8 protein-coding genes are annotated in these 15,746 nt (G+C 72.9%); all 8 read left to right on the forward strand.

Features of this window, described 5'->3' with window-relative positions; translation table 11 throughout:
• The first annotated feature begins 58 nt into the window (after nucleotides 1–58).
• From ACZ4XJ_RS14840 to ACZ4XJ_RS14875, 8 genes are read left to right on the forward strand one after another with little or no spacing between them, the layout of a single operon-like run.
• Entirely contained in the window at nucleotides 59–1,570 is a 1,512-nt protein-coding gene (locus tag ACZ4XJ_RS14840) for an NAD(P)/FAD-dependent oxidoreductase (protein WP_468496382.1), read from the forward strand.
• Nucleotides 1,567–3,024, forward strand: a complete 1,458-nt coding sequence (locus ACZ4XJ_RS14845; RefSeq protein ID WP_468496383.1) for an acyltransferase domain-containing protein — start codon at nucleotides 1,567–1,569, stop codon at nucleotides 3,022–3,024. The genes ACZ4XJ_RS14840 and ACZ4XJ_RS14845 overlap by 4 nt, the downstream gene beginning before the upstream one ends.
• Nucleotides 3,021–9,041, forward strand: coding sequence for an SDR family oxidoreductase (locus ACZ4XJ_RS14850; RefSeq protein WP_468496384.1), 6,021 nt, complete (start codon nucleotides 3,021–3,023; stop codon nucleotides 9,039–9,041). The genes ACZ4XJ_RS14845 and ACZ4XJ_RS14850 overlap by 4 nt, the downstream gene beginning before the upstream one ends.
• Entirely contained in the window at nucleotides 9,038–11,479 is a 2,442-nt protein-coding gene (locus tag ACZ4XJ_RS14855; protein WP_468496385.1) for a KR domain-containing protein, read from the forward strand. The genes ACZ4XJ_RS14850 and ACZ4XJ_RS14855 overlap by 4 nt, the downstream gene beginning before the upstream one ends.
• A 25-nt stretch (nucleotides 11,480–11,504) precedes the next feature.
• On the forward strand, nucleotides 11,505–11,927 hold the full coding sequence (locus ACZ4XJ_RS14860; RefSeq protein WP_468496386.1) for an ester cyclase: 423 nt from the start codon (nucleotides 11,505–11,507) through the stop codon (nucleotides 11,925–11,927).
• Nucleotides 11,924–12,781: an SDR family NAD(P)-dependent oxidoreductase gene (locus tag ACZ4XJ_RS14865; protein WP_468496387.1), complete on the forward strand. Its 858-nt coding sequence runs from the start codon at nucleotides 11,924–11,926 to the stop codon at nucleotides 12,779–12,781. Before ACZ4XJ_RS14860 ends, ACZ4XJ_RS14865 begins: the two co-directional genes overlap by 4 nt.
• Before the next feature lie 27 nt (nucleotides 12,782–12,808).
• Nucleotides 12,809–14,242 (forward strand): cytochrome P450, encoded by a 1,434-nt coding sequence (locus tag ACZ4XJ_RS14870; RefSeq protein ID WP_468496388.1) that lies wholly within the window; start codon nucleotides 12,809–12,811, stop codon nucleotides 14,240–14,242.
• Nucleotides 14,239–15,714: an aldehyde dehydrogenase family protein gene (locus ACZ4XJ_RS14875; RefSeq protein WP_468496389.1), complete on the forward strand. Its 1,476-nt coding sequence runs from the start codon at nucleotides 14,239–14,241 to the stop codon at nucleotides 15,712–15,714. Before ACZ4XJ_RS14870 ends, ACZ4XJ_RS14875 begins: the two co-directional genes overlap by 4 nt.
• The last annotated feature ends 32 nt before the right edge of the window (nucleotides 15,715–15,746 follow it).

Consider the following 15,746-nt stretch of genomic DNA (forward strand, 5'->3'; position numbering starts at 1 on the left):
ATGTCAGGTCCGCCCGCCCACCTGACGTAATCTCCTGGACTCCTTGACGTCCTGCGGAATGCGTTGCGTAGGTTCCGGGGGTGCCACGGGAGAGAGAACGAGCCAAGTGTCCGAGACTGGGAGGGGGGAACTCGTGTACGACGTGATTGTGACGGGCGCACGTATTTCCGGATCGTCGGTGGCCATGCTCCTGGCGCGGCGCGGATACCGTGTACTCCTGCTCGACCGGGCCCGTTTTCCCAGCCCGACGGCCTCTTCCACGAATTTGATCCATCCGCCGGGAGTGCTCCGGCTGCGCCGCTGGGGCGTGCTGGACCGGCTCACCGGACACACCGTTCCGGAAGTGCGGAGTTACAGCCTCCAAACCGGCCGGATTCGCCTGGAAGCGCCCCTCCAGGCCGTTTTCGACGGGGATCTGAGGGTGGACCACGCCCTGTCGCCGCCCCGGGCGGCGCTCGACCACGCCCTGGTGCGGTCCGCCGTCGAGGCCGGCGCCGTACTGCGCGAGGGGGTCTCGGTCCAGGGGGTGCTGCGCGCCGACGACGGAACAGTCATCGGCGTCACCGGCAACTCCAAGGAATCGGGTCCCTTTTCCGAGAAGGCCACGCTGGTGGTCGGGGCCGACGGGAAGAACTCGAAAATCGCGGAACTCGTCGGAGCCGTCAAGTACCGTGACGAGCCGGTCCTCAGCAAGAGCTACTGGACCTATTGGGAGGGGCTTCCACAGGAATCCCTCGTCCGCACCTACCGCGGGAACAGCAGCCACCCTTTCACCTGGCCCACGCATGACGGAATGAGTATCGTCGGTGTGGCCTGGCCGACGGCGCGGTTCCCAGCCGCGAGTTCCGACGAAGAAATCGACGGACATGTCATCGGTGCTTTCGAGGCCGTCGATCCCGAATTCGCCCGCGAACTCCGCGGAACGAAACGCGCGGACCGCTGGCTCACCGGCGCCGTACCGAATTTCCTGCGCGTTCCGCACGGGCGCGGCTGGGCCCTCGTGGGTGACGCGTCCGCGACCCGCGACCCCATCACGGCCTCGGGCATCACCCACGCCCTGCTGGGCGCGGAGCTGCTGGCCGAGGCGGTGGACGACGGGCTGTCCGGGCGCCGCCCGATGGACGCGGCCCTGGCCTCCTACCGGCAGGGCCGCGACGCAACTCTGGTGGACCACTACGACTACACCCGCGACTACGCCAGGATCGCCGACCACTCCCCCGAGGAGCGGTCGCTGATCGAGGCGATGAGCCGCAGCCCGCGCCACGCCCGCGGCATGATCGGGCTCTTCGCCACCGTCGTGCCGCCGGCCGAGTTCTACTCCCGGGCCAACTTCCGCGACCTCTTCGGCCACCTGAACGAGTCCGGCGCGCTGCCGGTGAAGATCCGGCTCCTGCGCCTGCTCCTGCAGGGGCTCCCCGGACGGCCCGCCGCCGCCGCGGCGCTGGCGGACCGGCTGATCGCGGCGAGCCTCGGGCCCATGGGCCGCTTGCTGCTGCGCAGCCCGAAGCCAGGAGTGCGGCGGAGTCCCACGAAGGTACGTACACCTCGCACGGAGGAAAACCAACGATGACCACAACGGACATGACCGCGGGACCCGTACTGCTCTTCCCCGGGCAGGGCGGTTTCGACGGTGCCGCGCTCAGCCGGGCCCACGCGACCGATCCCCGGGTCAGGGCCGTCTTCGAGAGCATCGACACGGTCACGGTCGAGCTGTTCTCGCGCCGCGTGTCGCAGGTCCTGCTCGGCGCGGGGCCGGTCGGACCGGCCGAGCTCCTCGACGACGCGGCCTGGGTGTCCCAACTGGCCATTTTCGGAGCATCCCTGGCCGCCCACCGGATCCTCACCGACAGCGGGGTGCGGCCCGCCGCGCTCGTCGGCCACAGCCTCGGTGAGATCGCCGCGCTCGTCGCGGCCGGCGCCTACTCCGTCGAGGACGGGGCGCGCATCGTGGTCCGCCGTACGGAGATCGTTGGCGAAGCGGACTTCGGGGGCGGCGCGATGGCGGCCCTGTCGGCCTCGCCGGCGCGGGCCGCGCACCTGGTGGGTCTGGTCGAGCACCCGTTGCTCGCCGTCGCCACCGAGAACCACGACGGGCAGACGGTGCTGAGCGGTCCCCGCGAGGCCATCGCGCAGGTGCGGGCGCTCGCCGGGCAGCTGCGGATGGGCGTCGTCGAGCTGGACACCCCGTTCGCCTTCCACAATCCCGCACTGGCCGAAGTGGCCCCGCGGTTCGCCGAGTTCGTACGGACCGTGCCGCGGCGGCCCCTGAACGTACCGGTGTACTCGCCGATCCTCGGGCGCTTCTACCAGGAGGACGAGCCGCTGGCGGACCTCCTTGCCGGGCACTTCACGCGACCGGTGCGGTTCGCCACCGCCGTCGCGGAGCTGTACGGGCGGGGCGGGCGGGTCTTCGTGGAGACGGGGGGCCGCGCCGTGCTGACCTCCCTCGTGCCGAAGATCCTCGGTTCCGGGAGCGAGGCCACCGCGGTGGCCACGCTCGCCACCGGGCGCGACGGCGAGCCGACGCTGCCCGTGACGCTGGCCGTCCTGCGGGCCGCGGGGCTCGCCGACTCCGTGGACGGGGTCGGGGCCATCCGGTCGCAGCTGGCGCCGGAGCTGTCCGACGAGGAGTTCGCGGAGGTCTGGGCGAGCGCCCGGCACGAGGTCGTGGACCTGGTGAACCGCAGGGCCGTGTCGCTCCGGGGCGAGCGGCGGACCGCCGCCGCGCCGCCGGCGCAGGCCCCCGTACCCGACCGGGACGGCCTCCTGGCCACGCTGCGGACGCTGTACGCCGAGGCGCTGGAGTACCCGGAGGAGGTCTTCACGCCGGACGCCCTGCTGGAGGCCGAGCTGGGCGTGGACTCGGTCAAGCAGGTCGAGCTGCTCGCACGGGCCTCGCAGCACTACGGGCTGCCCGCGCGGGGCTCGGACTTCCGGCTCGCCGACTACGACACCCTGGACCGGATCGTCGACCTGATCGAGGGCGAGCTCGGACTCCACCAGCTGGAAGGCGCTGCCGCATGAGCCCGTCGGGAGAGCTGGCGGGGAAGGTCGCGCTCGTCACCGGCGGTGCCAAGAACGTCGGCAGGGCGATCGCCACGAAGCTGGCCGAGCGGGGCGCCCACGTCCTGATCAACTACTTCCACTCGCACGAGCAGGCAAAGCGCACCCAGGAGGAGCTGCGGGCCGGAGGCGCCGAGGTGGATCTGCTCCGGTTCTCGGTGGCCCGGCCCGAGCAGGTCACGAAGATGTTCGCGGAGATCGAGCGCAAGTTCGGCAGGCTCGACATCCTGGTCAACAACGCGGCCGACGGCGCGCTCGTACCGGTGGACGAGGTCACCGACGACCACCTCGACAAGGCGATCGACACCAACTTCAAGGGCGGCCTGCGCTGTGCGCGGGCGGCGGCGCCCCTGATGGCGCGCGGTGGCGGCGGTTCCATCGTCACCGTCTCCGCGCTCGGCGGCTCCTCCATGGTGATGGCCAACTACCTGGCCTGTGCCCCCGCGAAGGCCGCGGCCGAGGCCGCGACCCGCTATCTGGCCGTCGAGTTCGCCCCTGACAACATCCGGGTCAACACCGCGTCCGCCGCGGTGCTGGCCACCGAGGTGGCCGACGCGTTTCCGGACGCCGCCGCCATGCAGGCCGCCGTCGTGGCGGGTACGCCGCTGGGCAGGTTGGGCCGGCCCGAGGAGTTCGCGGAGGTCGTGGCCTTCCTCGCGTCGGAGCGGTCCGGCTGGATCACCGGCCAGGTGCTGCTCGCGGACGGCGGACTGAGCCTGGGGGCGCGCCTGATGTCCCCCGAGGCAGCTCCGGTCACGGACCGGGCGCAGGGCGGGCCGGCCGTTGTCGGGGAACCGGCCGGCGAGGCGCCGGTGGCCGAGGCCGTGGTGGCCGGCGAGCCGGTGGCCGGCGAGCCGGTGGCCGAGGCGCCGGCCGTCGGGGAGCCGGCCGTCGGGGAGCCGGCCGTCGAAGAGCCGGCCGGGGAGGGCTGGGACGAGGAGATAGCCGTCGTCGGGATGGGGCTGGCCGTCAGCGGTGCCAGCAGCCCCGACGAGTTCTGGCAGTTGCGTACGAGCGGCCGCGAGCTGTTCATCGAGGTTCCCGAGGACCGCTGGGAGCGGGCCAACTTCTCCTCGTCGGACCGCACCGACGAGGACAAGTCCTACCAGGACACCTGCGTCTTCATCACCGACTTCCAGCCCGTGGAGGGCGCGCTCCGGGGCCTGTCCGCCGAGCCGGACGAGTCCGAGCTGACCACCGCGTGGCTGCGCCACTCGCTCGTGCAGGCGCTGGACGGGGTGCACCGGAAGCAGGACGACCGCTACTCCTTCCACGTCGGCTACACCGCGGACGGCAGCCAGCACCTGGAGGAGGCCGGGGTGCTCGCCGCGACCAGGCACCTCGCCTCGGAGATCACGGACGGGCTGGACATCGGGGCGGTGGACCGCGAGCGGCTGCTCGCCGGCGTCGACCGCGCCCTGTCCGGCCGCTACCACCGGGGCGCCGCCGCCGCTCCGCGCTTCCTGCCGCACCAGGTCGGCCACGAGGCCATGGCGGGCGTGCTGCCCGAGGGCACCCAGTTGCAGATGGTGGACACCGCCTGCTCCTCCTCCCTGTACGCCATCGACATCGGCATCAAGGGCCTGCTCATGGGCAAGCAGGACATCGCGGTGTGCGGCGGGGCCTTCGCACTGGCGCCGCGCGGCACCGTGCTGTTCTCCAAGCTCAAGGGGCTGTCCCAGCGGGGCGCGGTGCACGCCCTGGACGCGGACGCCGACGGAGTGATCTTCGCGGACGGCGCCGGCGTCGTCGTCCTGAAGCGGATGAGCCGGGCCCGGGCGGACGGTGACCGGGTCCTCGGCGTGCTCAAGGCGTTCGGGTCCTCCTCCGACGGCAAGGGCAAGGCGGTGTACGCGCCGAGTTCGGCCGGACAGAGCCTGGCCGTGCGCCGCGCGCTGGAGGCGGGCGGCGTCGACGGGGACGACATCGACTGGGTCAACGCCCACGCCACCGGCACTCCGGCCGGTGACCTCGCCGAGTTCACCACCCTCCGCCAGTACTACGGGGTCGGCCGTTCCGCCGCCGTGACCTCGAACAAGTCCCTGATCGGGCACACCGGGTGGGCTGCCGGTGTCGTCTCGCTGATCGAGTCGGTGCTGGCTCTCCAGGAGGAGACGATCCCGGGGCAGTTCCGCTTCCGCGGTGCGCCCGACAGCTTCGAGCTGAGCACGACGGAGCTGGACATCTCCAGCAGCCCGCGTCCCTGGCCCGCCTCGCCGTACCGGTGCCGTACGGCGGCGATCTCCGGCTTCGGCTTCGGCGGCACCAACGCGCACCTCATCCTGACCGAGGAGTCCCCGGAGTCCCCGGAGTCCCTCGCGTCCCCCGTACGGCCGCGGCATCGGCCGCTGCCCGACACGGACCGGATCGCCGTCGTCGGCTGGTCCGCCAAACTGCCCGGCGCGGAGAGCCCGCAGGACGTACGGGCGTGGCTGTCCGGTGCCCACGAGGTGGCGGCTACGTTCGGCGACAAGTATCCGGCGCCGCCGTTCCAGCAGGTCCGGATGCCTCCGGCGACCGTACGGACCATCGACCGCTGCCAGCTGATGATCCTCCAGTGCGCGCACTCGCTGCGCGACCAGCTCCACGACTTCTGGCAGGAGCACGCCGACCGTACCGGTGTCGTCATCGGTCACATGGGGCCGACCCGGGCGGCGATGCAGTACGCGGCCCGCTGCTACCTCGACGACATCGAGCGGTGCCTGCGCGACGACGCCGCTCTGGGGAACTCGCCGTATCTGACCGGTCTCCTGGGCGCCCTGCGCGAGCGGGTCCGTTCGCTGGTGCCGCCCTCGAACGAGGACTCCTTCCCGGGCATGATGCCCAACGTCATCTCGGCACGGGTCGCCAACTACTTCGACCTGCACGGACCCAACCTCACGGTGGACACGGGGCTCGCCTCCACGCTGTCGGCGTTCGCCACCGCGACCCGCTACCTGCGCAGCGGGGAGTTGGATTTCGTCCTGGCCGGCGGCATCAACGGCAACAGCCTGCCCGAGTACCGGGACCTGCTGACCGAGGTCTTCGACGGCCCGCCCGCCGAACTGGCCGAAGGAGCGTTCCTGTTCGGCCTGACGACCGAGAGCCGGGCCCGCCGGGCGGGACTGGAGGTGCTCGCGTACGTCGACGAGGCGGCGGCGGGGCGCCGGAGCGCGGCCGGCGCGGTGCTCGACTGCGGTTCCGACGGGGACTTCGGGGGCTACCTCGGAGCATCGGGCGGCGCGGAGATCCTGCGCGCGCTCCAGCGGCCCGTCGGCACCACGGAGATCCGCTGCCACGAGAACGGGACCGACGCGGCCACCCGGCTCCTGGTGTCCGCGCCCGACGACGCCCCGACCCCGACCCCCGCCACTGCCCGGGCCGTGCCCGAGGCCGAAACGATGGTGCAGCGGTACGTCACCTCGCTCCGCCCCGACCCCGGCGTGCCCACCGGCCGGGTCGGCGCGGCCGTGCCGGACGGGGCACTGGTCCTCACCGACCGCCGGGAGCTGGCCGAGCGCTTCGCCGGGACGGCCGCCCGGGTGACCGTCCTGAGCACCGAGGAGGTCGAAGCCACCCCGCAGGACGTACGGGCGGCCCTGGAGTCCCTGCCGGGCCGGCTGCGGCACCTCGTCGTGGTGAGCGACCTGTCCCTGACCACACCGACCGCCACGGCCCTCACCTCGGACGCGGCCCCGGTCACGGCCCTGCACGACCTGACGTTCCTGGTGGTCCAGCAGCGTGCCGAGGAACTCGACGACCCCGCGGCTTCGGTCGTGCTCGCTCTGCTGGGCGCGGCGACGGACGGCGTGCCGCACCCGTTCGCCGGGCTGTTCACCGGCCTGGCCAAGTGCGTGGACCTGGAACTCGCCGAGGCGTCCTGCTTCGCCCTGCTCACCTCCACCGGTGACCCGGCCGAGGCCGCGGCGCTCGTCGGCAAGGAACGGGCCACCGGGCGGGTCTTCCCCGTCGTGCACCACGACGGCGGGCGCCGGCTCGTCCCCGCGCTCACCCGCCGCCCTGCCGAAACGGAAGCAACCGCCGGAACGGGCGGACGCGAGCCGCTGGAGCGGGACTCGGTGGTCCTCGCCCTCGGCGGCGCGCGCGGCATCACCGCCGAACTGCTGACGGCCCTCGCCGAGCGGTACCGCAGCCGGATCCACGTACTGGGCAGCAACCCGGTCGACGACTACCCGGCCGAGGTCTTCGAGGGAACGGACGAGGAGTTCGCGGCCACGCGCGCCGCCTACATCACCGCCCGGCTGCGGGAGGGCGCCGGCCCCGTCGCCGGAATCAACAGGCGGTTCGACCGGATGGTGGACGCACGGGCCGCCCGCCGGAACCTCGCGCGGATGGCCGCGCACTGTGGCGAGGGCCGGGTGACGTACCTGCCCTGCGACGCCCGTGACGAGTCCTCCGTACGGGCCGCGGTCGACGCGGTCATGGCGGAGCACGGGCGGATCGACCTCGTGATCAACGCACCCGGGCTCAACCGGTCCGCGCTGATCCGTGACAAGGACTTCGGGGAGTTCCGCGGGATCCGCGACCTCAAGGTGGCCGCGCACCGGAACCTGCACCGCGCCCTGGCCGGGCGCCCCCCGCGCATGTGGTGCGACTTCGGTTCGCTGCTCGGGTACTTCGGCCAGCGGGGTGAGGCCGACTACGCGTCGGGCAACGACTACCTCGCCACCGCCGCCGCGCATGCCGCGACGACCACGGGCACGGACGAGTTCGTCGTCGGCTGGACGCTGTGGGACGAGGTGGGCATGGGTGCCGACCCGCTGACCCGCGACTACTTCAAGCGGGCGGGCTCCTACAGCCACATGCCGGTCGCCGAGGGCATCGGCCACTTCCTGGCCGAACTGGGCGGCTCCCGGGGAGCGGCGTCGACGGTGCACCTCGGTGACGCCGAGCGGGCCACGGTGGAGACGTTCTACCCGGGCTACCTGGGCCGGGAGGCCGGGGACGGCGGGGCGAGCGGGGAGAGCGGGGCGAGCGGGGAAGGAGGCGGCAAGGGCCGGTTCTACCTGCGGCGGGCCGTCGGGGTCGAGCGGCAGGACGGCCAGGACGCCGTCCGCTTCGAGTGCCGGTTCGACCTGGACTCGGACGCCTACCTGGAGCACCACCGCGTCCGCGGCATCGCCACCCTGCCCGGGACCTTCGTCACCGAGATGGCGGCCGAGGCCGCCTTGGCCCTGGTGCCCGGCGGCCGCGTCGTGGCGTTCGAGGACCTGCGCTTCCTGCACTTCCTCCAGGTGCGCCGCGACGTGCGGCAGTCGCCCAAGCGGATCACCGCCCGGGTCGTCGAGCGGGCCGGCGATCTGACCACCGTCGCCGTGGACGTCTCGCACGACGTGATCGCCCCCTCGGGGGTCCTGCTCCGCGCCGACCAGCCGCACTTCACGGCGCGCGTCCTGGTCGGACCCCGGTTCCCCGACGCCCCGCGGTGGCCGACCTGGGAGGCCACGGTGGAACGCCCGGTCGTCGACCCGTACCACGTCACATCGGCGCCGGTGCTGCTCACCGGCCCCTTCGAGGCGACCACGGAAACCCGTCGGCACCCGCAGGGCGCCCGCTCCACCTTCCGGCCGCGGCTGGAGACGGATCCGGGCCCCTGGAACTCCTTCCTGATGCCGACGGTGCTGCTCGACGCGCTCGCCCGGACCGGGGTGCTCGATCCGGCCGACGGCCTGGTCCCGGTCGCGGCCCCGCTGTCGATCCGGCGCATCGACCTCTACCAGCAGGCCAACGACCTGGAGCTGACCGCACGGCACGGACAGCTGGACCTCTACGTCACCTCCCCGGGCTTCTCGGGGATCGGCGGCGGCGAGGGGCGGGCCGAGAACCGCTTCGTCGCGGTCGCGCCCGACGGGCGGATCGTGGCGCAGATGAAGGGCCTGGACGCCGTGGTGATCGGCCGCCTCGACCCGCTGACGAACGTGGTGCACCCGCCCGCTGCCGCCGCGGCCGACACGGTCCCGGCCGGAGCGGCCGGATGAACGCGATGACGACGCCGATCACCACGGCGCCCGCCGCCGCATCGGCCACGGCACCGGTCACGGGACCCCCCGCCGCATCGGCCACGGCGTCCGCCGACGGAACGCGGCCGGTGCACCGCATGGTGTGGAACCTCGCACCGGCCGGCCCCGCGCCCGCGGCCCGTCCCCTGGCGGGCCGCACCGTCGTGGTCGTCGCGGCCGAGGGAGAGACGGCCGACCGGGTCCGCGCACTGCTGCGCGAGCGGGGCGCCGAGGTGACCGACGCCGGAGCCCCGGCCGACGCGGGAGGACCGGGCGGACAGGTCCCCGACACCGTCGTCGACCTCACCCTGGCCGAACCGTTCGCACCGGGTGCGGGGCGGCAGTGGCCCGACGCGCTGGCCCGTACGTTCGCGGTCCTGCGCAGCTGCTACCCGGGCTGGAGCACGGAGACGGCCGCCGGTCGGCTCACCTACCTCGCCGTCACGTACCTCGGCGGCGGCATGGGCTACCACCCGGACGACGACCTGGCCCAGCCGCTGGGCGGTCTGTGGGCCGGGCTGGCCAAGACGCTCCACCGGGAACTGCCCAACTGCGCGGCCCGGGTCCTCGACGTGCCGCTGGCGGACGCCGGGCGGCTGCCCGCGCTGGTCGCCGACGAGCTGCTGCTCGGCGGGCTCAGCGAGATCGGTCACCGGGACGGCCACCGCTGGACCCTCATCCCCGAGGCCGCCGGACCGGGCCCCGCCACGCTGGCCTTCGACGCCTGCGACACGCTGCTCATGAGCGGGGGCGGGCGGGGGATCGGCATGGCCCTGGCCCGTCGTCTCGCCGCCGAGCACGGAATGCGGGTCGTGGTCACCGGCCGCTCCGCGCTGCCGGCGCCCGCGACCTGGGCGGACCTCACCCCCGAGGCCCTCCAGGAGCGGCGCCGGGAGCTGTGGGCGCAGCACGGTGCGGGGCGTCCGGTCACCGAGATCCGCCGGGACATCGCCCGGGCGGAGAGTACGTGGGAACTCGTCGGGAACCTGCGCCGTGCCCGGGCCGACGGCCTGCGCATCGACTACCGGTCCTGCGACGTCACCGACCGCGAGGAGGTCGAGGCGCTCGTCGCGGGCCTGCCCGGGCTGACCGCCGTCATCCACAACGCGGGGGTCGACCGGCCCGTCCGGCTACCGGGCAAGTCCGATGCCGGCATCGCCGAGGTCGTGGCCACCAAGGTGGACGCGTTCGTGCACCTGTTCCAGGCCGTACGGGAGAGGGACCTGAAGGTCTTCTGCACGGTGGGTTCCCTCACCGGGCGGCTCGGCGGGATGGTCGGCCAGTTCGACTACGCGGCGGCCAACGAATGCCTGGCCCGGCTCGGCCTGTGGGCCCGGCGGCAGGTTTCCTTCCCGGTGATGACGCTGGCCTGGCCCACCTGGGCCCGGCTCGGTCTGATCGCCAACTTCGAGGCCAGCCTGCGGTACATGGCCGCGATGGGGGTGGCCGAGGGCCTGGACCACTGGCACGCCGAACTGCTCGCCGGTACGCGCGGGGAGGTCAGTTTCGTCGGGCCGCTGGGACAGGCGCTGGATCCGGTGCAGGCGGTCAGCTATCCGCTGGCGGAGTGCCTGCCCGGTTTCGCCGAGACCTATCCGAAGATCTTCCACCTCGGGGTGCCCGAGTACTTCCGGCCGCACGAACGGCTCGTCTCGCTGGTCGAGTTCGACCCGGACAGCACTCCGGCCGTGGGTGACTTCACCGTGCACGGCGAGCCCGCCGTGCCGGTGGGGCTGCTCCTGGAGAACGCCGCGCGCGCGGCCGAATGGATCGTGCCGGAGCACCTGCCCCACCAGGTCCTGCTCGCCGTGGAGGATCTGTCGGTGCCCTGGGCGCTGCTGCGCCCGGGTGCGGACGGGCGGATCCGGCTGCGCCGCGAGGTGCGCGGCCGCGCCGCGGACGGCCGGTGGCACGTCGAGGTCACCTTCCGCGCGGAGGAGTCCGGTCCGTGTGCCCGGATGCGGCTGGTCTTCGGCAGCCCGGACGACACGGACCGGCCCGAACCGGCGCCGGCCGCCGCCCGGCACGGGGGCGAGGCCACGCTGTTCACCCGGGCGCCCGTACTGAGGTGGCAGGGGCTGGCCGTACCGCTCGCCGGCTGGCGCCGGGAAGGGGCCGGCCGGCTCGTCACGGAGGTGGGCAGCGCTCATCCCGGCGATCTGTGGGCGGTGCCGCGGCCCCCGTCGTGCGCGATGCCCGTCGCCGCCGTGGAGAACATCGTGCGGGCCGTGTCCGAGCGCATCCCCGGGCTGCCCAGCACCCCCGACCCGCTGACCGTGCACGCCATCTCGATGCGCGGCCCGGTGCCGGACCGCACCCGGATCACGGCGGATCCCGCCCTCGGCGTCTGGCGCGTCACCGATGCCGCGACGGGCGCCCCCGTGGCCGTGGTCCACCGGCCCTGCCACACCGACTGACCCACTGAACCGAGGGAGACGTTCCATGTCCGACACCAGCGCCAACCGCCGCCTGCTGGAGCACTACTACGAGGAGTGCCTGAACAAGGGCAACCTCGACGCCGTCTACGAGAAGGCCGTCCCGGAACACGTGAGCCACGGCACGGTGGCCGAGGGCTTCAGCGGGCTCGAACACCTGCGGGAATGGGTCCGGATCCAGCGGGCCTCCTTCCCCGACCTGCACGTGACCGTGGACGAATGGATCGAGGAGGGCGACCGCAAGGTCGTCCAGCGGTTCACCGCGCGCGGCTCCCACACCGGGGAGAGCTACTACGGCATCGAGCCGTCCGGCCGGAGCTTCGAGATCTGGGGCATCGTCATCGACCACTTCGAGGGCGGCCGGATCGTCGAGAGCTGGTTCTCCATGGACAGCATGGAACTCGTCAAGCAGCTCGGGGCCTTCGGGTGAGCACGCGACGCCCCGTCGCGCTCGTCACCGGATGCTCGTCCGGCATCGGCCGGGCCACCGCCGTCAGGCTGCACCGGGCCGGATTCCGGGTCGTCGCCACGGCCCGCGACCCCGGCACGCTGGCGGAGCTGCGGGAGCTGGGGGCGGACACCCGGGCCCTGGACGTCACCGACGAGGAGTCGCTGCGTACGGCCGTCGAGGGCGTCCTCGCGGAGCACGGCCGGATCGACGCCCTGGTGAACAACGCCGGCTACGGCCTGTCCGGCACCTTCGAGGAGACCGGAATCGACCGGGTGCGCGAGCAGTTCGAGACCAACGTCTTCGGTCTGGTCCGCCTCACCCAGCTGGTGCTGCCGGGCATGCGGGAACACGGCGGCGGCACGGTCGTCAACGTCTCCTCGATCTTCGGCCGGTACGCGGCCCCGGGCGGCGGTTTCTACCACGCGAGCAAGCACGCGGTCGAAGCGCTCAGCGACGCGCTGCGGCTGGAGGTCTCCGGCTTCGGCGTGCGCGTGGTGGTCGTCGAGCCGGGCCCCGTCCACACCGCGTGGGGCCGGACCTTCGTCGGCCACCTGCCGCCGCCCCGCGAGGACTCCCCGTACCGGCGCTTCCACGAACGGACGGCGGAGTACTACGACGCCGTCTACAACCGCACCCGCACGACCCTGGCCGGCTCCTTCGCCATCGAGGCGGACCAGGTCGCCGCGGCCATCGAGAAGGCGGTACGGGCCCGCAGGCCGCGGGCGCGCTACCCGGTCGGGCTGCTCGCCGCGAGCACCCTCGCGCTGCGGCGGCTGGTGCCCGACTCCGTCTTCGACAGCGCGTTCATCCGCCGGCAGTTCCCGGTGCCGTAACCAGTCGATCCTTGAGGTGACGACAGCATGACGACCACGTCGCGTACGGCGGCCCCGCGGCAGATCCCGGGGCCGCGAGGGGTGCCGGTCCTCGGCAGCCTGCCCCAGTGGAAGAAGTCCACCGCCGAATTCCTGCTCCAGGTCCAGCGCGACTACGGCGAGATCAGCCGTATGAAGCTCGGTCCGCAGACCGTCCATTTGGTGTCGGCCCCGGACGCGGTCGGCCGTGTACTGAAGGAGAACAGCGGCAACTACGTCCGCGGAACCCTCTACGAGCAGTTCAAGACCGTCATGGGCGAGGGCCTCCTCACCACGGACGGCGACTTCTGGAAGTCGCACCGCCGGGCCGTCCAGCCCGCGTTCCTGCGCAAGGCCGTGACCGCCGTCGGCCCCTACGTGGTGGACGCGACGAACGAGATGCTCGACGAGTGGGAGGAGCGGGCGCGTCGCGGCGAGCCCGTCGACCTGATCACCGAGACGCTGAAGCTGACCCTGGTCACGTTGAGCCGCTCCCTGTTCGGCTTCGACGTCAGGCCCGCGGCGCCCGTGCTCAAGGACGTCGTGGACAACGTCGTCGAGGTGATGTTCAAGCACGGTTCGGTGACCGAGATGCTGCCGTCCTGGCTGCCGACGAAACGCAACCGGACCATCGCCCGTGACCGCAGGGTCTTCGGCCGTCTCGTCGAGGAGATCCGCGAGCGGCACGCGCGGACCGGTGAGGGCCGGCTGATGGAACTGATCGAAGCCGCCACCGACCCGGTCACCGGGGAGCGGTGGAGCGACGAGGAGATCCGCGACGAGATGCTGACCATCTACCTCGCCGGGCACGAGACCACCGCCGTGGCCCTGCTGTGGACGCTGGTGTCCGTCGCCAACAACCCTTCCGTACAGGACGAGATGGACGAGGAGATCACCCGGGTCATGGGCGGCCGGACGCCCGGCCCCGAGGACGTGGAGGGCCTCCAGTACACCAAACAGGTCATCGACGAGTCCTTGCGCATGTACCCGCCGATCTGGGTCTACCCGCGCGATGCCGTGGGCGAGGACGAACTCGGCGGCTACCCCATCCCGGCCGGCTCCTCGGTCCTGCTCTCGCCCCTCGTCTCCCACCGCAACCCCCGCTTCTGGGACAACCCGGAGGCCTTCGACCCGCACCGCTTCGATCCCCATCTGGTCAAGCAGCGGCCGAAGATGGCCTACTTCCCCTTCGGTGCGGGCGCCCGCATGTGCATCGGGAACTACATGGCGCTGCTGGAACTGCGGATCGCCGTCGCGATGATCAGCCAGCGCTTCCGGCTGAGCCTGCTGCCCGGCAACTTCATCCGCTACGGGGACACCTCGATCTCCCTGCGCCCGATGAGCGACGTCTGGGTGAGGCTGCACCCGCGCGAGTCCGGGTCCGCCGCCCCGGCCGCGGCCGGGGCGTCCGATGCGGCCTCCCGTACGGGCGTCATGCCGTGACCGCGGTGGCCTGCCCGCAGGAGGTCGTCTCCCGCGACCCGCGCGACGGACGCGAGCTGGGCCGCTACCCGGTCCGCTCCGCCGCCGAGGTGGGCGCCGCCGTCGAGGACGCCCGCGCGGCGGCACGCGTCTGGTGGGGCATCGGCCACGACGCCCGTCGCAAGCACCTCGACGACTGGCGGCGGCTGATGCTGCGGCGCTCGGACGAACTGGCCGGCCTGATCTCCGCGGAGACGGGCAAGACCAGAGCCGACGCCCAGCTCGAAGTGATCCTGATGGTGGACCACCTGCGCTGGGCGGCGGCCCACGCGGAGAAGGTGCTGCGGCGCCGCCGCGTCAGCCCCGGGCTGCTGATGTTCAACCACAGCGCCACCGTCGAGCACCACCCGCTGGGCGTGGTCGGGGTGATCGGACCGTGGAACTACCCGGTGTTCATTCCGATCGGGCCGATCGCCCACGCCCTGGCGGCCGGCAATGCCGTGGTGTTCAAGCCCAGCGAGTACGCCTGCGGGACCGGGCAGTGGCTCGCCGACACCCTGGCCGAGGCCGTGCCCGGGCACCGGGTCCTGCGGGTCGTACCCGGCTTCGGGGAGACCGGCGGGGCGCTCTGCCGGTCGGGGGTGGACAAGGTGGCCTTCACCGGCTCGACCGCCACCGGGAAGCGGGTGATGGCGGCGTGCGCCGAGAGCCTCACCCCGGTGCTGCTGGAGTGCGGGGGCAAGGACGCGGTGATCGTCGACGCCGACGCGGACCTGGCAGCGGCGGCGGAGGCCGCGGTGTGGGGCGGCCTGTCCAACGCCGGCCAGACCTGCGTGGGCGTGGAGCGGGTCTACGTGCACCGGGCGGTCGCCGAGCGGTTCACCGCGCTCGTCGTCGCGCACGCGAAGCAGGTGCGCGCCGGGGCCTCGCGCGACGCGGACATCGGGCCGATGACCACGGCGGAGCAGCCGGACACGGTCGCCCGGCACATCCGTGACGCCCTGGCCCGGGGCGGTACGGCACTGCTCGGGGGCCCCGGTTCGGTGCGCGCCCCCTACGTGGACCCGGTGGTGCTCGCCGAGGTGCCCGAGGACGCGGCCGTCCTCACCGAGGAGACCTTCGGACCGGTCATCGTGATCAACCGGGTCGACTCCATGGGTGAGGCGGTCGACAAGGTCAACGCCTGTGCCTACGGGCTCGGCGCCGCCGTCTTCTCGCGGACGCGGGGCCCCGAGATCGCCCGGCGGCTGCGGACCGGAATGGTGTCGGTGAACTCGGTGCTGGCCTTCGCCGGAGTGCCCGGACTGCCCTTCGGTGGTACCGGGGCCTCCGGATTCGGCCGGGTACACGGACCGGAGGGGCTGCGGGAGTTCTCCCGTACGCAGTCCGTGACCCGGCAGCGGATGCGGCCCGTGCTGCAACCCCTGTCCTTCCGGCGCACTCCCCGCACGATGGACGTCCTCATGCGTCTCGTCCGGGCCGTGTACGGCTGAAACCCGCCTGTCCATTGAAACCCGCCTGTCCA

Source organism: Streptomyces sp. NPDC029836 (assembly GCF_055574495.1).